We start from the raw sequence: 20,566 nt of genomic DNA, 5'->3' as shown, positions 1-20,566 counted from the left end.
GCCATCCTACCAGGAAACGGTCGCCATGGTGCCGCCTTCTTCTCGCGCAGCAACAGCGATCTTCATACCAAAATGCGAAGACAGCCTTTTCACCAACGAAAGGCCTATCCCAAAGCCAGAATTGTCATTCTGTGATTCATCGAACCCAATGCCAGTGTCTTTAACGCTCAAGCTTCTTTCGGATATCGAGAGCGAGACCGTCCCTTCGCTTGTATAGCTGATCGCATTGCGGATCAGGTTGCCGACAATGACCTGAGCGACAGCTTCAGGGACCGGCATGTCGATATCTCTACTCCCAAAGATACTGGTTTCGACTTCGTCACTGCGCAACAGATGTTTGTTTGTTTCAATGGCATATTCGCCTGCTTTCCAGGCATTGCAACTTATGCTGTCCGGTTCTCGGGCGAGCCACAATATTCCCTCAGTTAGAAGCCTCATGTTGCCAAGCGCTGATTCCAATCTTGTGAAGGCAGAGCTTTTATAACCATCTTTTTCGATGATCTCGGCAGCGCCAACCGCAACGGCTAGCGGCGTGCGCAGTTCGTGACTGACATCCCGGTTAAACTGCCGCTCACGTTGCATCAGATCTTCGATATGTCGGTCCTTGTCGGCGATTGCTTTTGCCAATATATCGATTTCGACCGGCCCGTTTCCTAAACCCAATGTTGCGGGTTCGAGCGAGCTGTGAGAGGTCACAGCTGCCGCCATTTTTTCGATAGGCATAGTCAGTTTTCTGGTCATACGCCGCATGAAGAATATGGACACAAGCAGCATCAACCCGCCCAGAAAAGCTATCAATATCACAAAGCCCCAAACCTGACTTGTTGATCGGACATAAGACCGCGCATTGAATATCAGATATTGTTTTACTCCATCGTTTTCGCGGACGGCTAGGTGGTAGTGTCCGTGCTCACCGCCAAAAACTTCATATTCCCCTGCTTTCCAATCCGGCTTTATCTGACTGGTGAGCCACTCGGGCATCGCCTTGGTCCCTTGAAAATACTCCATTTCCAATCCGGAAACGGTTTGTCTAGTTCCAGATTCCGGTTGCACAGATTCGGAAAGTTGATCTGCCTTCGTGCTAACCTGGTTTTCAAAAATCTGATCTTCAAGGTCGAAGCCAAACATTACCGCCATAAACACCGTAATCGCAAAACACATGCCGATTGACGTGATAAAATTGCGCAGCACCAGATCATTTACTTTTATCGGTCTTCTATTCATCGGATGATCTTTCTTTGAGGCGATAGCCGCGAGAGCGATCAGTTTCGATCTCGCAGCGGGTTTTCAGCGATGACAATATCTTGCGTAAATTATATATATGCGTTCTGAGGGCGCCGGAATTTGGCGGTTCTTCGCCCCAAATGCGATAGGAAATCGTCTCGCCGGAAATTGCATTGGGGGCGGCCTCCATCAGAAGCCTCAAAATGACTCCCTCTTTATTGTTGAGCGGCTTTGAAGAGGATCCAAGGTTTACGACATTATCGGCAGGATCAAATGTCAGGTCACCGCAATTCAGCGATGAAGCATTTTTGATTTTTGGACGTTTGGCAAGAGCATCGATCCGTATTCTCAATTCTCGCAATGCGAAGGGCTTGGTCAGATAATCATCCGCACCAGCGGCAAACCCGACTTCTTTATCTTCCAATGTATCACGAGCGGTCAGCATCAATATTGGTGCTTGTAGATTGGCTTGGCTCTTATAGGCTTTGCAGAGATCGATACCGTCACGTCTTGGAAGCATCAGGTCGAGGACAATCACATCATAATCATTGGCGAGTGCCAGTTCTAGTCCGTGATCGCCGTTATAGGCGAAATCCAAGACATAGTCGGGTTCCAAAAAATCAGCGATATTGGCCTGAATATCCAAATTATCTTCAATTACCAAAACTCGCATCAGTGTGCCTATCTCCAGATCTCGTTGCGCAAACTAACACAAGCCAACGCATTATTCGCCCGGCCTTTTGTTTGACGAAATCAATGTCAAAAAACTGTCAAAACCCACTTCACATCGATTTGACACAGGACAGCCTATCCAAATGTTCACGATAAAAATTCAAGGACTGCCGAGGACTGCATGGATCATCAAATAAAACTAGAAGATGTTGGCCATTATTTTGATACGCCGCATGGCCGTATCTCTCTATTCGACACACTTTCGCTCACATTTTCAGGGGGAAGTACGCACGCCATTGTTGGCCCGTCGGGCGTGGGCAAATCCAGTCTGTTGTCTCTGGCTGCGGGTCTCGAGCTGCCTCGTTTGGGTGAAATAACATTTACTTGTGATGGTGAACAAGTGTCACCTGTCAAACTGCGCCAGAGATCAGGTTTCGTTTTCCAACAATTTCACCTCATGCAGGAATTGGATGCGCTCGGAAATATTGCACTGCCGCTGCGGTTGAACGGCAACAAACAAGCATATGATATCGCCAGAGAATGGCTGAAGAAGATCAATCTGGATGATCGTGCCAATCACAAACCGACACAGCTTAGTGGCGGTGAACAGCAGCGAGTGGCAATTGCCAGGGCTTTTGTCTCCAGTCCCGCCTTTATCTTCGCCGATGAGCCGACCGGAAACCTTGATGAAGCTACTTCGAGCTATGTTACGGATCTTATGTTTGATTTCGCGAAGGACACAGGTTCGGCACTGATCATTGTGACACACAGTGCTACCCTTGCGGAACGCGCTGAGAATATTTTCGCGCTTTCCGAAGCGCATCTCGAGAGAATCAAATGAGCTGGATTACACTCGCCTTCGATAATTTCCTGAACGACAGCAAGTCCAGTGATGGCCGTCTGGTGCTACTGGCCCAGATCACATTGATATTGTTCCTCGCCACCCTGTCGCTAACCAGCGCTTCTGTGCAGCAGTATCTGGACGACAATCTCAACAATATGTTGGGTGCAGATATTTCCGTTTCCGGACCTCGCCCGTTATCAAGCAGCGATGAAAACCTGCTCTTGGACAAGGCAGCAGACTTCGCCAAAATACAGTTGACCCCGTTGGCAATTTCTTTGCGCGGGGAAACTATTCCGGTGCAACTGAAAATCACCGATGACAACTACCCGCTGCAAGGCAGTCTCAAAATTGGGATGACCCAAGGTCAACCAATCCAGAAGACAATCGAACATGGACCACCACCTGGGGAAATATGGTTGGACCCCAGAGCAAGCAGCAAGATCGATGCAAATATTGGTGACCGGATAGCAATTGGCGAGGAAACATACCGTTTTGGCGCGATCATATACCACGAGCCTGATCGGCTAATGGAAGGTCATTCCGTTTCCATGCGGGCGCTGATCAACAGTAAATCTCTTTCCATTGACGATGTTAGGAGTAGCAAAACTCTGTATCGTTATTTGCTAACCGCAACATCTGGGCAGCAGGGAAGCATTGAAAGTTGGGCTTCTGATAAGCTCAGTGATTTTACCCTCTTAACCAAAGCGAGCGGTAGTCATCCATTGGCGTTATTCTGGCAACGAACGGAGAATTTTCTCGGTCTTGCTTCGGTCATCCTCTTCTTCCTTGCTGCGATCACAATTGATATGGCTAATCGCCGTTATCTGGAACGACAAAAGCAACGTTTGGCTGTGTATCTCAGCTTTGGACAGACATTGGCGGCGTGCCTCCGGCTTTCTCTGCTGCAGTGGCTTTCGGGTTTTCTGCTCTCTTTCATGATCGCAATTGGCCTCGCTTATGTTGCGCAATATTTCCTGATTGGCCAACTCGCCGATCAATTTCCGGGCATCACATCGGGCTGGCATCCAGCTACAATTGCCAAGACTACTGGTCTGATATTTTTACTATTGCTCGCTTTTCAAATTCCTATGTTGTGGCAACTTAGTCGCACATCATTGGTTAGCCTGATCCGCGCTGTGGAATACCCGTCCGCGCAGTTGCTGAGGTTATTCTGCGGTTTTGCAAGCATCTCGCTGCTCGCCGCATATTATTCAGACAACTTTCTACTGACTGGATTAACGTTGGGTGCGCTGGGCGCTGCTCTCTTGCTAATGGCAATTTTGAGTTGGATTATTCTAACGGCAGGTGAATTTTGGGGGCGACGATATCCCGGATTATTGTCCTTCAATTTCTTCATCATGAAACACCGGATACTGAGTAAATCATCGCAGATACTGGGACTGGGACTGTGCAGCCTGCTGCTGCTTTTTACGCTGATGTTAATGAAAGATATCGGCTCAACCATGGAGGGTTACACGCGCGCAAATAACGGCAATTTGATGGTCGCAGAACTGCAGGCACAAGATAAGTCTGCGCTTGAGGTTTGGGCGCGAGAGAATCAGAGTGAAATCCGGCAACTGCGGCCATATGCCGCCGCGAAATTATCTGAAATTAATGGCCTGCCCATTGACGAGGCAATTTCCACACCGAGCGAGACTTTAGCCACCGTCAAAAACTCGATCCGACTCCACTGGTCAAATACCATCCCATCGAACAACCAATTGGTTGGTGGGAATTGGTGGTCTGAAAAAGAATCGAACTGGAATCAGATATCTGCTGAAGATGAAGTGATGACGGATTTAGGCCTGGACTATGGAGATCGGTTGACCTTCATGATCGATGGGAAAGCGACACAGTTCAAATTGGTCGCCAGCCATGCCTTTAAACCAGGAGGCGGTTCGGTAACATTCTGGTTCCAGATACCCGAGCGAGCGATTGAAGCGATCAAACCTGACGTCTTCTATATGGGAAGCATAGAACTCCCGGACGCAGCATGGAATGAACTTGGTTCGCTTTGGCAAAAGCATCCCTCTTTGTCGCTGGTACCATTGAAAGAACTAACCCAACGCTTTGATAATACACTGGCAATGGTCACCAAGCTGGTGGTTGGTTACGCAACCATGGTGTTGATAATGACCGCGCTGGTCATAGCAGCGTGTATGAAAGGCTTTGAGGCCGAAGACCGGCAAAAAAACGGTCTTCTGATGAGCATGGGTGTAGCAAAAAAATCATGTGTGAAACTGGCTCTCTATGATTGGCTAACCGTTTCGTTGATCGCCGGTATCGGCGCAATATCCGGGACCTGGCTCGCCGGTTTGCTGATCTATCAATCGCAATTCTCTATGATCTATGAGCCCGATCCCATCTGGCTTGTCGGCACCATGCTTGCTATCGGCGTTACCGTTTGCGGGATCGGAGTCATCTATAATCGCAAAAGCCTCTCTACATCCATCAAAGACCTTTTGAGTGAGTAATTTGGGCATATTTGTTGCCGCACCTGACGCTCTTGAGGATTGGAAGAAAGCGTGGTGTCCAATGTCGGCTTTAGTCTCAAACCGGTAGAAAAGTGTTTTCAGAACAAAAGCCCGTTATGGGTGCAAAAGTGGACTCACTTTTTTTCAACCTATCTACCAAAAATCTGGAAGTGCTTTTAGAAGCAATACTGTGCAAGGCTTGATGATGTGATATCGTTGCGATCAGAGTTTTTAGGGAATAGTTATTTGAATGGAACAATTAGCACAGAAAACAAAACGGAGATTTAGCCCGGAAGTCCGGCGTTCCATGATACTTGACAGCGCAGCAGAGCTGATTTCCACAAGCGGGATGTCCAAAGTTTCGATGGAAGCCATTGGCCAGAAAGCGGATGTCAGCAAATCGTTGATGTACAAGTATTTTGATAGCCTCTCTCACCTTTTGAAAGAGCTGCTGAAACGTGAACTAACGATCCGGTGGAAACGTCAAGTCGCTGTGGCGGAAAAAGCCACTACTTTTGAAGAACTGGTTCGTGGCACAACGCATGTCTATCTCAGCTTTATCGCGGAGCGCGGACTTATCATAGAGCCTCTGCTTGCTGACCCTTCCATTGCAAAACTTTATCATCCGGCTCGTTACAATCGCGAAGTTGCGGTAAAATATTTTTCAGACTTGGTGGTCAAAAATTTTGATATGCCGCCAGAGATTGCCCGAGCGGTGACCGATATATCCCTGGGTATACCTGCCGCAGCCGGGGAATTTCTGCTGCGCAGTGATATGGATCTGCAGGAATTGGAAGACGTAACGGTTTCCATGATGATCGGAACTTACACGATGGCCCGCTTCGACTATTTCACACGAAAGAAAAAACTCGAGAGATAGGCCCAGTTATTGCAAAGCTGGCTATTTTTGGTGCCTTTCAGATATCAATTTCTTTATCGCCCGAGTAACTGTCTCGGTTCTTTCTACATGAGGCCAATGTCCGACATCTGTTAGCGAAAGTATCTGCATATCATCTGAGCTAGCTTTTGTTGCCTCAGCATATTCTTTGGCAAAGACACGATCATCCTGCCCCCAGATAATTTGCGCTGGCACGGTCACGCGCGTCTTTTGATCAGGCCAGAAATCGGCATCCTCAATGGCGCCGAAAGATGGAATATTGGCTCGGTACCAGTTGATATGCGCATCTATCCGTTTGGGATTGCCGGTGGCTTCACGGAACAGTTCTCCCTCTTCCGGGGTGAGAAAGCCCTTTTTGACCAAGGGTTCATAGGCACCCGTCCAAACCCTTTTGTCACCGCCCAATGCCTTGATGAGCAATGGATTGGCCTGCTTCAAACGATCAATATAGGCTGAGGTCTGCCTGAGTGAGCTATCGCGCTGCATCAGCCCTAGCAGTACATTTTGCGGTGGTGCACTCAATCCCGTTACGCTGGCCACGCGATCCGGATAGCGTTGGGCAAAACCAAACGCGAAAGTCGAGCCCCAGTCGTGACCGACAATATGCACTTTTTCAGCATCCAGATGATCAATCAGGGCATTGAGATGAGCCGCCATATTTTCCAGCCTATATGCATCTACATCATGAGGCGCATCCGATTTGCCTGCGCCCAGCCCATCAATAGCAACAACGTGATAATCCTGCTTCAATGCATCCATTTGCCGGATGAAAGAAAACCAATAGGACGGGAATCCATGTAAAAAGAGGATAAGCTCCCCCTCGCCGGCCTCGACATAGTGCAATGTGTGATCACCATACGCGAAATAGGAACTGGAATAAGGGACGCCTGTGCCAGTCATATTGCTGTGCATAACCGCCTGGTCCGGTTCGGAAACATCGACAGAGACCGGTATCTTCATCCATATCACAGCGAAGAAGGCCAGCACCAAAAAACCAGCGATCAGGAAAAGGGCCACCCGCCTGAGCTTTTGTGCAGTTCGTCCCAAAATCACCCTCCCGGGAACTCAATCATGTTGGCTATTCCACCAGAGCAAAAAATAGCCTGGCACAGACTGTACCAGGCTATCCTTGGAGAGAAGCTAATGTCTAGTCATCAAAAGCGGATAGTAGCTTCGACACCATAGGTGCGCGGCTCCAATATCACTACTTCTCTAAAACGCCCAACGAGGCGACCGGCAGGCAAAACACGTGTGATATCATCATTGTTGAACAGGTTTTTCACATAGCCGCGAATTTCCCAATCGCCGCCGTCAGGAGCTAGCAAAAGTTTGAGATCGGTCTGGCTATAGCCATCAAATATATCGATCGGTTTGCTGAAGATAGAACTTGCAAACTCACTCTGCAGATAATGATCAATCCGCGGGGTGAGTGTCCAGTCACCCACAGGAATTTCATACTGAGCGCCAATTGCGATCTTGATGTCGGGCGAGAAAGGCAGAGAATTGCCATCTACGTCCTTCACCACACCTGCGGCTGTTACCTCTGAAACCACAGTTCCCGGCGCGATGCCAAAAGGATCAGTCTCGTCAATGGAGGCGAAGTCATTCACCTGGGTGTTGAGATAAGAAAAGCTGCCATCGACCTGAAAACGGTTGCTCGGCCGAAGACCGAATTCCGCTTCCACGCCCCAGATCGTAGCATCTGTATTGATAGTCAAAGACGCTGTTGCAGTCGTCTGGCCAATTTGCAGATCTTTATAATCATAATAGAAGGCTGAGACATTGCCGGTGAAGCTGCCATCTGCTGAAGAGCCTTTCAGGCCGATTTCAAAAGCATTCAGGAATTCGGGATCAAAACCTTGTGTCTCGACACCGACCTCGCCGGGATTGATACCGCCCGCTTTGTAACCGCGAGAAGCGCTGACATAGCCGAGCAGGTCTGGCGTAATTTGGTGGTCCAAAACAATACGTCCGGTCACCACGCCTTTTTCAAACTCACCAAAAGTGAAATCGGGCAGGCTGCCATCGGCCTGGGGGTTCAGGAATATCTGACGAGTCTGGATGGTTTTATCGTCGCGAGAATAACGCAGACCACCGGTCAGACGGGTGTCATCAGACAAATCGAAATAGACCTCACCGAAAATGCCGAAACTCTTTGTCTTCACGGGATTGGATTCGGTTATCAATGAAGCGAACGCATCCGGGAACCCGAGCTGCTGCTGACGGGCTGCGATTGTGACGTGGGTAAAATTGGCTGAACCTGAACTGCGGCGATTATAATAATTGCCGCCGACAATGAAGTTGATCGGTCCGGCAAAGTCGGATGCCAGTCGCAGTTCCTGATAATATTCGCGTGCTTCGCTTCGATCGCGGCGACCGGTCAGGATCATCTCCGTGGTAATCGGATTGCCGTTGGCAAAGAAGTCAAAGGTTATCGGGCGCGTCAACCCTTGCGACGGAACGAAGCGATCAAAATCCTTGAACAAGCCGCGCTCGATTTCCTGATAGCCGCTAAGTGACGTTAGTGTCAGGTCGCCAAAATCATGCGTGATTTCGAGTGAAGCGCTCCATTCCTCTACAAAATAGGTTGGGTCAACATCTTCGTTGATCAGCCGAGTGTCCGCCGGATTGACGCTGTTCGCATAATAGTCGACCGCCGCTGGTCCAAAGCCGGTGGCAATCACCCCGGTAACCGCGCCCAATGTGTTGAAGAGTGTGCCTCTGGAGTCCGGTGTTCCAAAGCCGACCTGAAGAGGGGAGCAGCCTAGCACGGCATCCTTTTCACACAGGACCTTGGTCCGTGTCAGACGCCGGTCATCTTCCTTGAAGTAGGAAACAACCAAGTCTGCGCGTGTGTCTCCAAACTCAAGCTTGGTACTGCTGCGCAGCCCGAACATCTCGCGATCATCGACATCGTTACCTGTGAAGAGGTTGGTAGCATAGCCATCCCGGTCGAGGAAAAAACCCGCGACCCGGGTCGACAGGTTATCACTTATAGGCAAATTTATCGCGCCGCGCAGCTTTATGGAGTTGAAATTGCCATAGCCAGCCGTGACATAGCCTTCGAATTCATCAGTGGCCTTTTGCGTAATTACATTCAGCACGCCGGCGGTCGTATTGCGTCCATAGAGTGTGCCTTGCGGGCCGCGCAAAACTTCGATCCGTTCCAGATCATAATATTCCGCTTCGGTTGCAGCGGAACCCAGATATACTCCGTTTACGTGATAGCCGAGACCGGATTCAGAGGTTGCCGAAATCGCAAGATCGCCAACCCCGCGGAGCGAGGCGCCGAATATATCAACCGTCAGATTGGGGACGGAAAAGCTCAGATCAATCGCATCATCAACAACTTTGTCTTCAAGAACCCCGCTATCGAAAGCAGAAATGGCGATTGGGACGTTTTGAATATCCTGGGATCTCTTCTGCGCAGTCACGATGATGACATTGTCGTCTCCACCTTGTGAATCCTGTTCCTGCGCGAAGGCGGCGCTGGCCGTGCCGGCAAGTGCGATAGCAGCAATAGATGCTGCAAGCCTGTTTTGGATGGGCATATTGGAACGAGCTTTCGGCATATTATCCTCCCTTGAATATCGTTTTAGTTGGACACTTAGTCCATTTATCTTTCCGATATACCTAAATTTTGCGATTTGAAAACCTTTAATTTGACTAATAATGCATTTAAGGTTTAGAGCGGTGAGAGAATCGTGCATCCCATTTTTGGTCTACAGCACGTTAGGATGCTAAAAAGCCGAGACAATCTGACAGGACTGGTTTTCCAGATGCCGTCGCAGCGAGAGGTTCAATATGAATAAAAGTGTAATAAGCTTGAGCGTGATATTCCTGCTGACCGCATGTGGTGGCAGATCAGCAGGCGAGCCGGTACCTCCCGATTCGATCATTACCGGCGTCAACTATGTTGGTGCATCCGTTAATGATATAGAGAAGGCGGCCGGACTATATGGCAGCTCGGTCGATCTTCAGCCTGTCGACCAGTCTGAAATTTCAGAGAATCCGGTCTTTGATAAGTTGGCAGGCCGAACAGGGGTTTCGGCGTCGACACAGATGATGCGCAGTGTGAATGCACAAATTCGTTTCATGCAATTTGCCAATCCATCTGCCGACGCCCAGGCGACCAAACCAATGGACGTACAGGGCCCAGGTATTGCCCATGTCTGTTATCAGGTTGATAGGAAAACAAAGGCGTATCAGAAGTTTTTGGCTGGCGGTGCCAAACATATCGGTGCCAAGGACATGGTTCATCTCAATCCACAGAACCCCGTCTATTATGCCTATGCGCGCGATTCCGATGGACTGATTTCCGAGATTGAGCATGTGGATATTGCAAAACTGGACTTGCCGACTCCGCCCAAAAACCAATATCGCGTACGGCATGTCTCGCTCGCTACTCCGGATATTGACCGGCTGGTTGACTTTTACACAGCATTTCTAAACCAGCCCGGTCCGCGCCGTGTTGGCAGGTTGATGTCTGTTTCAGGGGAAAAGGTAGACCAGGTATCTGGCCTGTCCGGCAGCGAGCTGGAAATGGCCTGGTTCCAGATACGTAATCTCGAACTGGAAATGTTCCAGTATCACAGCCATCCCACCAAAGATTTGAAAGATCCACGACCGGTTGATGCGCTTGGCTACAACATGATTGTCTTTGATGTATCCGATATGGATGCGGCGCGCAAACGGCTGGTCGATGCCGGCGGTAAGATCGTGTCGGAACCTGCGCCGATGGATGGCGGGCAGATCATGTTTGGCCGCGATCCTGACGGTAATCTTCTTGGACTGCAGGCGGTCGCCAAAACCAGTGTTTTTTCTTCGCGGAATTTCAAGAATAACGGAACTTAGGAGTTTTTATGTTCGATTTATCCGGCGAGGTAGCTGTAGTCACCGGCGGTAACGGTGGCCTTGGCCTCGCTTTTTGTCGCGGTCTTGTAAAGCAAGGCTCCAAGGTTGCCATTTGGGGCAGAAACGAAGAAAAAAATGCTGCTGCAGTTTCCGAATTGCAAGGCATGGGCGGCGATGTTGAAGCCTTTGCCTGCGATGTGACCGATCAAAGCCAGATCGATGAAGCCTTTGCTCAGACACTGGCGCGATTTGAAAAGGTCGACAGCTGTTTTGCCAATGCAGGCGGCGGCGGGTATCGGGGCCCTTCCCATATGACGGACCGGCAGGTTTGGCTCAATACGATTGATCTGAACCTGATGAGCGTGGTGCAAACCTGGAAGCCTGTGACCGCACATCTTATGGAACGCCAGGCACCGGGACGACTGATCGTCACATCATCGGTAGCCGGTCTGGTTGGCACAGGCGGTGCCGCGGGATATTCCACAACCAAAGCAGCCGTTTTGGGTCTGGTGCGCGCATTGGCTGTTGAACTTGGACAGGCGGGCATCAGGGTCAACGCCATCCTGCCCGGCTATATCGAAACGGAAATGTCACTGGACACGCCGCAGTCGTTTAAAGACGGCGCAAAAAGACGCGCTGCGATTGGACGGATTGGCAAACTGGAAGACATGGAAGGCGTTGCGGCTTTTCTCGCTTCCAAGGAAAGTGACTTTATGACCGGTCAAAATATCGTCCTGGATGGGGGTCATTCCATCTTCCCACTATGAGTGCTGAATATCTTTCGAACAGCAGAACCGACAGGAATACTCAAATGAACTTCTCTAAAATCATGCATTGGGTTTTTATCGTTCTGCTTTGGTTGATTGGTCTGACCCTTAGTTTATTGGGCGGATTTCTTGTCTATCTGGGCGGCAGCTTCTATTACATACTGGCTGGTATCGCTACGATTGCGGTCGCGATATTGGCGCAAAAACGGAGCAATAAAGCACCGAAAATATATGCGGCCATATTGCTCGTCACGCTCATCTGGTCACTCTTTGAGGCAGAGCTGCACTTCCTGGCACTCTTGCCACGACTGGCCGCTTGGCTGGTCGTTGGACTATGGTTTCTGACGCCTTGGTACCGTCGTTCGCTCAAAGCTGACGCCGAGGACGACGGGCCGGCACCTTCAAACCGCTGGTGGGTTGGTGGTCCAAGCCTGGCGGCAGTTGCCGCTCTGCTGCTTGCTTCGATGCAAGGTTATATCCAAAATGGTACCGGAACGGTTCGGGAAGCGAACGCCAATGATGCCGTTTCCGACTGGCGTCACTATGGTAATGATGCCGGCGGTACCCGTTTTGCCCAACTGACCGATATTAATGCTGAAACGGTTAGCGGGCTGAAAGAAGTATGGCGTTACCGTACCGGAGTAGAAGAGGATTTCAAAGCCACGCCGCTTAATGTCAACGGCATGCTATATATCTGTGCGGCGCTGAATGTTGTTATCGCTATCGACGACAGCACCGGTAAAGAAATTTGGCGTTATGAGCCCGGCCTTGAGCCACCAGCGACCCATCAATATGCCAAAACCTGTCGCGGCCTCGGTTATTATGAATCGAGCGAGGAATATGAAGGCCAGTGCCCGAGCCGGATCGTGACAGCGACTGTCAATGCCAGTCTGATTGCCATAGATGCCATCACCGGAAAGCCCTGCAGCGATTTTGGCGACAACGGCATTGTCGACTTGCGACAGGGCATGGGCGACCATCCGGTTGGCGACTATTATCATACATCGCCGCCACTGGTCGCCGGCGACAATCTGGTCGTTGGTGGTTTGGTAAACGATTCCCAGAATCTAGGGCTGCCATCCGGCGTGGTCAGGGCCTTTAACGCGATCAGCGGTGAATTTTCCTGGGCATGGGATTTGGGCAATGCCGGCCAGCACGGCGAACCAGCGGCAGGTGAGACTTACACGCCCGGGACTCCCAACGTCTGGTCGCTCATGAGCTACGATCCAGAGTTGAACCTGATCTACGCACCCACAGGCAATGCGGCGCCGGACTATTTTGGCGGGGAGCGCCGCGAATTTGACGATGAATGGTCATCCGCTGTGGTGGCCATTGATGCCGCGACCGGTGAGCCGCGCTGGAAATATCAAACCGTCCATCATGATGTCTGGGACTATGATGTACCCGCACAGCCGGTGCTGGTGGATGTGACCAAGGATGGCAAGAAAGTGCCATCTGTCGCCGTACCAACCAAAATGGGTGATATCTTCTTACTTGATCGGCGCAATGGCGAGCCTGTGCATCCCATTCCTGAAAAACCGGCACCGCAGGGCGCGGTTGATGGAGAATATCTCTCCGCCACCCAGCCTGCTTCCCCGCTCCCCAATTTTCATCCCTATCGGTATGAGAAAGACATGTGGGGTCTGACGCCGATTGATCAGTTGGTGTGCCGGATCGAATATCGCACCATGCGCTATGAGGGCATGTACACGCCGCCAACCGTTCCAACCGGCATCACGAACACGGGAACCATGCTCTACCCTGGCAATTTTGGTGGATTTAATTGGGGCAGTGTCTCGGTCGATGCCGATAACGGTCTGTTGATCGCAGCACCGATGATGTTGGCCCATCGATTGATTTTGGTGACTCCAGAACAAGTTGCAGAAGCCGGTCCGCTTGGAGGCCTTTTGTTGGGCAAAGATCATCCAGCCGTTCGCATGGACCCGGATGGTCCGATGCCGAAAATGGGAGAGCCTGATGCGGATAACCCCTTTGACCACCGGCGGATCAAGTTTTTTGGTCTGCCCATGCCTTTCATGTCGCGGCTTGGTACGCAGGTCCCCTGCTTCGAACCGCCATGGTCGCGCATTGCAGTCATGGATCTGAATAGCAAGGAATTGCTGTGGAGCAGGCCCGCTGGTGACATGAGCAGTTCCGGCCCGTTTAACTTGCGCTCAGGCATTCCGTATGATGTCGGAACGGCAATACGCGCAGGCACATTGACAACGCGCGGGGGATTGACATTCTTGAGCTCGACCATGGACAGCAAGGTTCGTGCTTTTGATATCCGTAGCGGAGAAGAAAAATGGAAAGCAGATTTGCCTGGCAACGGACAATCTACACCGATGTCCTACCGGTCAAAAAAAGACGGTAAGCAATATCTTATCGTGACGGTCCCGAATCCAACCTGGCGCTATCCGCGGGACCCAGTCACAAACCAATATCTGGACTCACAAGATGTTCGAGACGGCAACGGTGGCTACGTGATTGCTTATGCATTGGACAATGACTGAATCACGGTCCAGTTTTAGCAAACTCTATTGTCCGATGCGATAAGTTTGAAGATGGACTACCTTACTGCCAGGCGGCGATTAGCTTATCATATTCGATTGTCACCGGCTTGGGCTTCTCATTCGCTAGCTTGGCTTTGGGTGATCCGGGTTGGTTCAACCAATAAGCATTGTCTCGTTCTTCATTCAGTCTGGGACCGAGATCGCCTTGCAATCCAGATCGCTCGAGCCGGCTGAGGACACGTTCTTGCTGTTCGCATAGGGCATTGAGGGCTGCTTGCGGTGTTTTGGTGCCTGACGAAGCATCGCCAATATTTTGCCACCAAAGCTGCGCCAAGCGGGGATAGTCAGGTACATTGGTCCCGGTCGGCGACCACTGCGTGCGAGCCGGTGAGCGGTAAAACTCCACCAGTCCGCCCAGTTTTGGGGCACGCTCCGTGAAGGATTCATGTTGGATGGTCGACTCTCGAATGAATGTCAGTCCGACATGGGCTTTTTTGACGTCTACGGTTTTCGAGGTCACGAACTGTGCGTACAGCCATGCCGCTTTGGCTCGTTTTATCGGTGTGGATTTCATGAGCGTCCAGGCACCGGCATCCTGATACCCCACTTTCATGCCGTCTTCCCAATAAGCACCGTGGGGACTGGGTGCCATGCGCCATCGCGGTGTTCCGTCTTCGTAGAGGACCGCAGATGCCTCCTCACCGACCATATTGGCGGTGAACGTGGTGTACCAAAACATTTGCTGCGCAATGGCACCTTGTGACGGCACCGGCCCAGCCTCTGAAAATGTCATGCCAGCTGCTGATGGCGGTGCATAATCGGAAAGCCATTTGGAATATTTGGCTACTGCATAGACCGCAGCGGGTGAATTGGTGGCCCCGCCCCTCGCAACACAGGACCCGACCGGTTGCGATTTATTGTTTACTCGTATGCCCCATTCGTCAACTGGCAGTCCATTGGGTTCACCAACCGATCCCATGCCGGCCATCGACATCCAGGCATCGGTAAAACGCCATCCCAATGATGGGTCTTTCTTGCCATAGTCCATGTTGCCATAGACTTTTTTGCCATCAATCTCTCGGCCGGTGAAGAATTCAGCAATATCTTCATAGGCCGACCAGTTGACCGGCACGCCCAGGTCATATCCATATTGTGCTTTGAATTCGGCTTTGATCTTGGGATCGGTGAACCAATCATATCGGAACCAATAAAGATTCGCGAATTGCTGGTCGGGCAATTGGTATAATTTTTTATCTGGACCGGTGGTGAAGTCGGTTCCGATAAAATCGGCAAGATCCAATCCCGGACTGGTGACATCACTGCCCTCGCCGGCCATCCAATCCGTAAGATTGCGAACCTGTTGATAGCGCCAATGCGTCCCAATCAGGTCTGAGTCATTGACGTAGGCATCATAGATATTCTCGTTCGACTGCATCTGCGTTTGCAGTTTCTCAACCACATCACCTTCACCGATAAGGTCATGGGTGACCCTGATTCCCGTAATGGCTGTAAAGGCGGGTGCCAGTACTTTGGATTCATATTCATGAGTGGCAATCGTTTCCGATACTACCGAGATTTCCATACCCCTGAACGGTTTTGCGGCCTCCGTGAACCAGGCCAATTCGGCTTCTTGCTCTTCCCGGTTGAGACTGGAGAGTTCGCCAATCTCTTCATCCAGAAATTTGCTCGCTGCGCCTGCCGGATCGGATATGTCGATGTCATTCCGCGCACCGTTGTCTGTTTCTGTGGAATCTGAACAGGATAGCGCAGCCATGCTCATGCAAAGGATTGCTGCTGTTCGAAAATTTCTCATTTCATTAATCCGATCTTTTGATTTTATACCCAGCGAAATACGAATATTGCAAATAAGCCACAAATGATTAGCGCACCATATTGCGGTGCGTCCAGCAGGCCAATCCACGCAAGATTGATAAAGGCAGAGCCCAGGAGGGAGATGAATAGCCTGTCACCGCGCATTGTTTCTATTCCGAGTACGCCGACTCTGGGGGTACTGGGATATTTTATGTGCAATAATCCCATGCCAATCAGCATAGCGCCGATAGATAGAAAGAATATGGCAGTAGGTAGCGTCCAGGCCATCCATTCCATTAAAATGTCCCTCCCATGTTGCGCTTATCTAAACCCGGCCAAGGGCGAAACCCTTGGCGATGTGATTGCGGACAAAATAGATCACAATCGCACCCGGTATGATTGTCAAAACGCCTGCCGCGGCAAGCACACCCCAATCAAGACCGGATGCAGAAACAGTCCGGGTCATGATCGCGGTAATCGGTTTTGCATCCACACTGGTCAGCGTGCGGCTCAGCAATAGTTCGACCCAGCTAAACATGAAACAGAAGAAGGCGGTGACGCCAATTCCCGGCGCGATCATGGGAATAAAGATTTTTGTGAAGAATCTCGTAAATCCGTAGCCATCAATGAAGGCTGTTTCGTCAATTTCCCTTGGAACTCCGCGCATAAAGCCTTCCAATATCCAAACAGCGAGCGGAACATTGAACAGGCAATGCGCCAAGGCAACGGCAATATGGGTATCGAACAAAGACACGCTGGAATAGAGTTGAAAGAACGGCAAAGCAAACACTGCTGGCGGTGCCATGCGATTTGTGAGGAGCCAGAAAAACAGATGATTGTCGCCGAAAAATCGATAGCGACTAAAGGCATAAGCTGCCGGCAATGCGACAAGAAGAGAAATTACTGTATTGAGCGAAACATATATGAAGCTGTTCACATAGCCCATATACCAAGATGGATCAGTGAGGATGGTGCCATAATTTTTCAGAGTGAAATTGTCGGGAAAAAGCGTGAACGTGCTCAATATTTCAGAGTTTGATTTGAAACTCATGATGATCAACCAATAGATCGGGACCAGCAGGAAAACCAAATATAAGGTCATCACGAGAGCCCCTATGCGGGCTCTTGGCATCGCCACTGAGCCGCGCTTTTTCGTTGGATGCCGGTTCTCGCTCATTGCTTCGCCTCATCTTTATCGATGGTTATCATGACGGTGTAGAACACATAGGAAATCAGCAGAATGACGAGAAAATACATCAATGAGAATGCGGCCGCGGGACCCAAATCAAATTGTCCAAGTGCCATTTTCACCAAATCTATCGATAAGAATGTCGTAGCATTTCCCGGGCCACCGCCGGTGAGAACAAATGGCTCCGTATAGATCATGAAGCTGTCCATGAACCGCAGCAAGATCGCGATCATCAAGACGCCTCGCATTTTCGGCAGTTCGATATATCGAAAAACGCTCCACCGGCTTGCCTGATCGATCATAGCGGCTTGATAGTAAGCCTTCGGGATAGAGCGAAGTCCGGCATAGGCCAGAAGCGCAACCAATGATGTCCAGTGCCAGACGTCCATAATTATCACGGTGACCCAAGCGTCAAAAGCATTTTGGGAATAATTGTAAGAGATGCCCAAATCAGACAAAACACGGCCGAGCAGTCCGATATCTGCACGCCCGAATACCTGCCAGATCGTCCCAACAACATTGTAAGGGATTAGCAATGGCAAAGACATGAGAACCAGGCAGATCGAGGCTGAGATTCCCTTTTTCGGCATGCTTAGTGCCACCAGGATGCCCAAAGGAATTTCGATCATGAGAATGGTGAAAGAGAAGAGCAGCTGGCGGCCCAACGCATCCCACAATCGTTCCGATCGGAGCAGTTCCTGATACCATTCCAGTCCGACCCAGAAAAATATATTCTCTCCAAAACTATCCTGGAAAGAATAATTGACCACCGTCATCATCGGGATGATTGATGAAAATGCGACGAGGACCAATACCGGCAGCACCAGAAGCCAAGCACGCTGATTAACGGTCTTTTCCACTAAACCGTGCCCCCGTTGCCTTGATCAATCGCTTTGCCATTCAAGCGCCAATCATCGCAGAATATGCCGACGTTGGTCGGATCAAATGCTATCTTGGCCATGTCCGATTCAATTTCGAAACCCTCGTCGGCAGAGATGTTGATTTCAACATCAAACAATGTTGCATTGATGAATTTATGTCTACCAACATCCCGAATACGGTTTATTTGAACCGGCAATCCATCGCTTTTACTCAACCGAACGAACTCAGGACGTATCCCTAAAAGAATATCACCCTGCGGGTTTCCATAATCATGATGGAGATGGATCGTTTCGCCATTTATGTGGGCTTTGTTTTCTATGACAGAAACAGGAATGAAGTTCATTCCGGGAGAACCAATAAAATAACCCACGAAGACATGCGCCGGTGTTTCGAAAAGCTCTTTCGGGGTTCCGATTTGCACCACCCGGCCCTCATGCATCACCACCACTTTCTCTGCGAAGGTCAGGGCTTCCGTTTGATCATGGGTCACATAAATCATTGTGTGCCCAAATTCCCGGTGCAGCGACTTGAGCTGAGTCCGCAATTCCCATTTCAGATGGGGATCGATGACTGTCAAAGGTTCATCGAAAAGGATCGCGTTCACGTCGCCCCGAACCATACCGCGTCCCAGCGAGATTTTCTGTTTCAGGTCGGAGGTTAGCCCTCGCGCTTTTCTATGAAGATCTGCTTCCAGGCCGATCATCTGCGCGATCCGCTCTACACGCTCGGAGACATAGTCGGCCTCCATGCCCCGATTGCGCAATGGGAATGCCAAATTTTGCCTAACCGTCATTGTGTCATAGACAACTGGAAACTGAAAAACCTGCGCAATATTGCGTTCTGCTGTTGATGATCCGGTAACATCTTTGTCGCCAAATAAAACGCGCCCGCTCGTTGGTGTGAGCAAGCCGGAAATTATATTGAGTAACGTTGTCTTACCGCATCCGCTGGGGCCCAATAATGCATAGGCTCGCCCATCCTCCCATATATGATTGACTTCCTTGAGAGCGAAATCATGATCCCCACCCGGATCGGGGAGGTAGCTATGCGCCAGATTTTCGAGGGTTATGGAGGCCAAATCTATGCTCCCGGCTTTTCAGGTTCATGATTTGGTGACGCAACCAGCTTCTTGTCCTTATCAAAAAAGAAGATATTTTTAGGGTCTAGGGAAACTTTCAGCACTTGCCCAACTTCAAAAGTCTGAAGCCCGGGGATCAAGCCGATCCACCTTTCATCCATTGCATTGACGTGAATATATGTGTCTGACCCGGTAAGTTCTGTGACGATGAGTTTCGCGGTAAATTCAATGGCCCCAGACTGGCCATCACTCATTTCGAGATGATGGGCACGAAATCCGGCCCGATATTCGCCATTGGGCAAGCATGCCAAATCATCGTTCAGTTTTGTCGATTGCCCATTTGGAAAATGAACAACTGCGTCATCCTTCTGGACCGACACAAAATTCATCGGCGGGTCGGAGTAAACGCGAGCGGTCGTCTCATCCACGGGATTGCGATAGACATCCATAGCCTTCCCATATTGTGTTACCCGGCCGTTCCAGAGGGTCGCGGTGTTTCCACCAAGCAAAAGCGCCTCTTCCGGCTCTGTCGTTGCGTAAACAAAAATACTTCCGGACGCATCAAAAAGCCGCGGAATTTCTACGCGCAGCTCTTCCCGCAATTTATAGTCCAGATTTGCAAGCGGCTCATCCATGAGGACCAGACCGACATCTTTCGCCAATGCTCGCGCCATCGCGCATCGCTGCTGTTGTCCGCCCGATATTTCATTGGGTTTGCTATCAAGAATAGAAGTCAGTTTGAGCAGTTCAGCCATTTCCTGCACTTTTGCATCAATTTCCGCCGCGGACTTCTTCTGCAACTTCAGCGGTGACGCAATATTGTCATAGACCGTCATCGAGGGGTAATTGACGAATTGCTGGTACACCATCGCAATATCGCGATTCTGCACGCGCTTTTTCGTCACATCCACATTGTCCCAAAAGACTTTGCCAGTATCTGGCCTGTCGAGCCCAGCCATGAGACGCATCAAGGAAGTCTTGCCGGATGATGTTGGTCCGAGCAGAACGTTCATCGTTCCTTTCTGCAATTCCAGATCGGTGGCATAGATATGCGTCTCACCATTGGATATTTTGGAGATCCCATGAAGTCGCAAACTCATGAACCATTCCCAATGCACGCGTTTGATGGTTGGCCTATTTTGGATTTCGCCAGATAGGCCGCGATTCTGAGCATCTTTTCTCCCAATGACAATATGCAGCGCCCTTTCGAATGAAGGGTTGCCACTACGCTATGGCATCAATTGATGCCCAAAGCATATAGAAAATGCATTGCAATTGGGCCAATGGTTCGTAGACCCGAAATATGCAAATTTCCCGCAATGGTATGATGTTAGCTTTACTTGCGTGTCTCGCCGTTAT

The 20,566-nt window shown here is 50.2% G+C and carries 16 protein-coding genes; 6 read left to right on the top strand and 10 right to left on the bottom strand.

Features of this window, described 5'->3' with window-relative positions:
- Positions 1–6: 6 nt before the first annotated feature.
- Positions 7–1,224, bottom strand: coding sequence for a HAMP domain-containing sensor histidine kinase (locus DK507_RS06880; protein ID WP_109355660.1), 1,218 nt, complete (start codon positions 1,222–1,224; stop codon positions 7–9).
- Positions 1,217–1,897, bottom strand: a complete 681-nt coding sequence (locus DK507_RS06875; RefSeq protein WP_109355659.1) for a response regulator transcription factor — start codon at positions 1,895–1,897, stop codon at positions 1,217–1,219. Before DK507_RS06875 ends, DK507_RS06880 begins: the two co-directional genes overlap by 8 nt.
- 180 nt (positions 1,898–2,077) lie before the next feature.
- Here DK507_RS06875 and DK507_RS06870 point away from each other — a divergent pair, with 180 nt between their 5' ends.
- From DK507_RS06870 to DK507_RS06860, 3 genes are all read left to right on the top strand, one after another.
- Positions 2,078–2,737 (top strand): ABC transporter ATP-binding protein, encoded by a 660-nt coding sequence (locus tag DK507_RS06870; protein WP_109355658.1) that lies wholly within the window; start codon positions 2,078–2,080, stop codon positions 2,735–2,737.
- A complete protein-coding gene (locus tag DK507_RS06865) occupies positions 2,734–5,214 on the top strand; it encodes an ABC transporter permease (RefSeq protein ID WP_109355657.1) in 2,481 nt (826 codons plus the stop codon). Before DK507_RS06870 ends, DK507_RS06865 begins: the two co-directional genes overlap by 4 nt.
- A gap of 250 nt (positions 5,215–5,464) precedes the next feature.
- A complete protein-coding gene (locus DK507_RS06860; RefSeq protein ID WP_109355656.1) occupies positions 5,465–6,094 on the top strand; it encodes a TetR/AcrR family transcriptional regulator in 630 nt (209 codons plus the stop codon).
- A gap of 21 nt (positions 6,095–6,115) precedes the next feature.
- On the opposite strand, the gene DK507_RS06855 is transcribed toward DK507_RS06860, so the two are convergent.
- Together DK507_RS06855 and DK507_RS06850 are read right to left on the bottom strand one after the other, a co-directional pair.
- Positions 6,116–7,159 carry an alpha/beta fold hydrolase gene (locus tag DK507_RS06855; RefSeq protein WP_162558941.1) on the bottom strand — a complete coding sequence of 348 codons (1,044 nt, stop codon included), beginning with the start codon at positions 7,157–7,159 and terminating at the stop codon, positions 6,116–6,118.
- A gap of 107 nt (positions 7,160–7,266) precedes the next feature.
- The gene (locus DK507_RS06850; protein ID WP_162558940.1) at positions 7,267–9,684 is read right to left on the bottom strand and encodes a TonB-dependent receptor; all 2,418 of its coding nucleotides are present in this window, start codon (positions 9,682–9,684) and stop codon (positions 7,267–7,269) included.
- A 232-nt stretch (positions 9,685–9,916) separates the two neighbouring features.
- Here DK507_RS06850 and DK507_RS06845 point away from each other — a divergent pair, with 232 nt between their 5' ends.
- From DK507_RS06845 to DK507_RS06835, 3 genes are read left to right on the top strand one after another with little or no spacing between them, the layout of a single operon-like run.
- Positions 9,917–10,966, top strand: a complete 1,050-nt coding sequence (locus tag DK507_RS06845) for a VOC family protein (protein ID WP_109355653.1) — start codon at positions 9,917–9,919, stop codon at positions 10,964–10,966.
- An 8-nt stretch (positions 10,967–10,974) separates the two neighbouring features.
- Positions 10,975–11,733 carry an SDR family NAD(P)-dependent oxidoreductase gene (locus tag DK507_RS06840; protein WP_109355652.1) on the top strand — a complete coding sequence of 253 codons (759 nt, stop codon included), beginning with the start codon at positions 10,975–10,977 and terminating at the stop codon, positions 11,731–11,733.
- 44 nt (positions 11,734–11,777) lie between these two features.
- Positions 11,778–14,246 carry a PQQ-binding-like beta-propeller repeat protein gene (locus tag DK507_RS06835; protein WP_109355651.1) on the top strand — a complete coding sequence of 823 codons (2,469 nt, stop codon included), beginning with the start codon at positions 11,778–11,780 and terminating at the stop codon, positions 14,244–14,246.
- A gap of 61 nt (positions 14,247–14,307) precedes the next feature.
- Here DK507_RS06835 and DK507_RS06830 read toward each other — a convergent pair whose 3' ends face one another.
- From DK507_RS06830 to DK507_RS06805, 6 genes are read right to left on the bottom strand one after another with little or no spacing between them, the layout of a single operon-like run.
- Entirely contained in the window at positions 14,308–16,026 is a 1,719-nt protein-coding gene (locus DK507_RS06830; protein ID WP_254054284.1) for an ABC transporter substrate-binding protein, read from the bottom strand.
- A 56-nt stretch (positions 16,027–16,082) separates the two neighbouring features.
- Complete coding sequence (locus tag DK507_RS06825) at positions 16,083–16,355, bottom strand: DUF2160 domain-containing protein (protein WP_109355650.1); 273 nt, start codon at positions 16,353–16,355, stop codon at positions 16,083–16,085.
- 28 nt (positions 16,356–16,383) lie between these two features.
- Positions 16,384–17,190, bottom strand: coding sequence for a carbohydrate ABC transporter permease (locus DK507_RS06820; RefSeq protein ID WP_174209033.1), 807 nt, complete (start codon positions 17,188–17,190; stop codon positions 16,384–16,386).
- A 41-nt stretch (positions 17,191–17,231) separates the two neighbouring features.
- Positions 17,232–18,107: a carbohydrate ABC transporter permease gene (locus tag DK507_RS06815; RefSeq protein WP_109355648.1), complete on the bottom strand. Its 876-nt coding sequence runs from the start codon at positions 18,105–18,107 to the stop codon at positions 17,232–17,234.
- Entirely contained in the window at positions 18,107–19,207 is a 1,101-nt protein-coding gene (locus tag DK507_RS06810; RefSeq protein WP_109355647.1) for an ABC transporter ATP-binding protein, read from the bottom strand. The genes DK507_RS06815 and DK507_RS06810 overlap by 1 nt, the downstream gene beginning before the upstream one ends.
- 2 nt (positions 19,208–19,209) lie before the next feature.
- Positions 19,210–20,307: an ABC transporter ATP-binding protein gene (locus DK507_RS06805; RefSeq protein WP_109355646.1), complete on the bottom strand. Its 1,098-nt coding sequence runs from the start codon at positions 20,305–20,307 to the stop codon at positions 19,210–19,212.
- Positions 20,308–20,566: the final 259 nt, after the last annotated feature.

The organism is Sphingorhabdus sp. EL138 (assembly GCF_900258045.1).
Classification (GTDB): domain Bacteria; phylum Pseudomonadota; class Alphaproteobacteria; order Sphingomonadales; family Sphingomonadaceae; genus Parasphingorhabdus.
This window is presented reverse-complemented; position numbering and strand designations above follow the sequence as displayed.

Excerpts from the sequence above, each read along its gene's own strand:
- DK507_RS06880 (WP_109355660.1), bottom strand. The coding sequence starts at position 1,224 with ATGAATAGAAGACCGATAAAAGTAAATGATCTGGTGCTGCGCAATTTT.
- DK507_RS06875 (WP_109355659.1), bottom strand. The coding sequence starts at position 1,897 with ATGCGAGTTTTGGTAATTGAAGATAATTTGGATATTCAGGCCAATATC.
- DK507_RS06870 (WP_109355658.1), top strand. The coding sequence starts at position 2,078 with ATGGATCATCAAATAAAACTAGAAGATGTTGGCCATTATTTTGATACG.
- DK507_RS06865 (WP_109355657.1), top strand. The coding sequence starts at position 2,734 with ATGAGCTGGATTACACTCGCCTTCGATAATTTCCTGAACGACAGCAAG.
- DK507_RS06860 (WP_109355656.1), top strand. The coding sequence starts at position 5,465 with ATGGAACAATTAGCACAGAAAACAAAACGGAGATTTAGCCCGGAAGTC.
- DK507_RS06850 (WP_162558940.1), bottom strand. The coding sequence starts at position 9,684 with ATGCCGAAAGCTCGTTCCAATATGCCCATCCAAAACAGGCTTGCAGCA.
- DK507_RS06845 (WP_109355653.1), top strand. The coding sequence starts at position 9,917 with ATGAATAAAAGTGTAATAAGCTTGAGCGTGATATTCCTGCTGACCGCA.
- DK507_RS06840 (WP_109355652.1), top strand. The coding sequence starts at position 10,975 with ATGTTCGATTTATCCGGCGAGGTAGCTGTAGTCACCGGCGGTAACGGT.
- DK507_RS06835 (WP_109355651.1), top strand. The coding sequence starts at position 11,778 with ATGAACTTCTCTAAAATCATGCATTGGGTTTTTATCGTTCTGCTTTGG.
- DK507_RS06830 (WP_254054284.1), bottom strand. The coding sequence starts at position 16,026 with ATGAGCATGGCTGCGCTATCCTGTTCAGATTCCACAGAAACAGACAAC.
- DK507_RS06825 (WP_109355650.1), bottom strand. The coding sequence starts at position 16,355 with ATGGAATGGATGGCCTGGACGCTACCTACTGCCATATTCTTTCTATCT.
- DK507_RS06820 (WP_174209033.1), bottom strand. The coding sequence starts at position 17,190 with ATGCCAAGAGCCCGCATAGGGGCTCTCGTGATGACCTTATATTTGGTT.
- DK507_RS06805 (WP_109355646.1), bottom strand. The coding sequence starts at position 20,307 with ATGAGTTTGCGACTTCATGGGATCTCCAAAATATCCAATGGTGAGACG.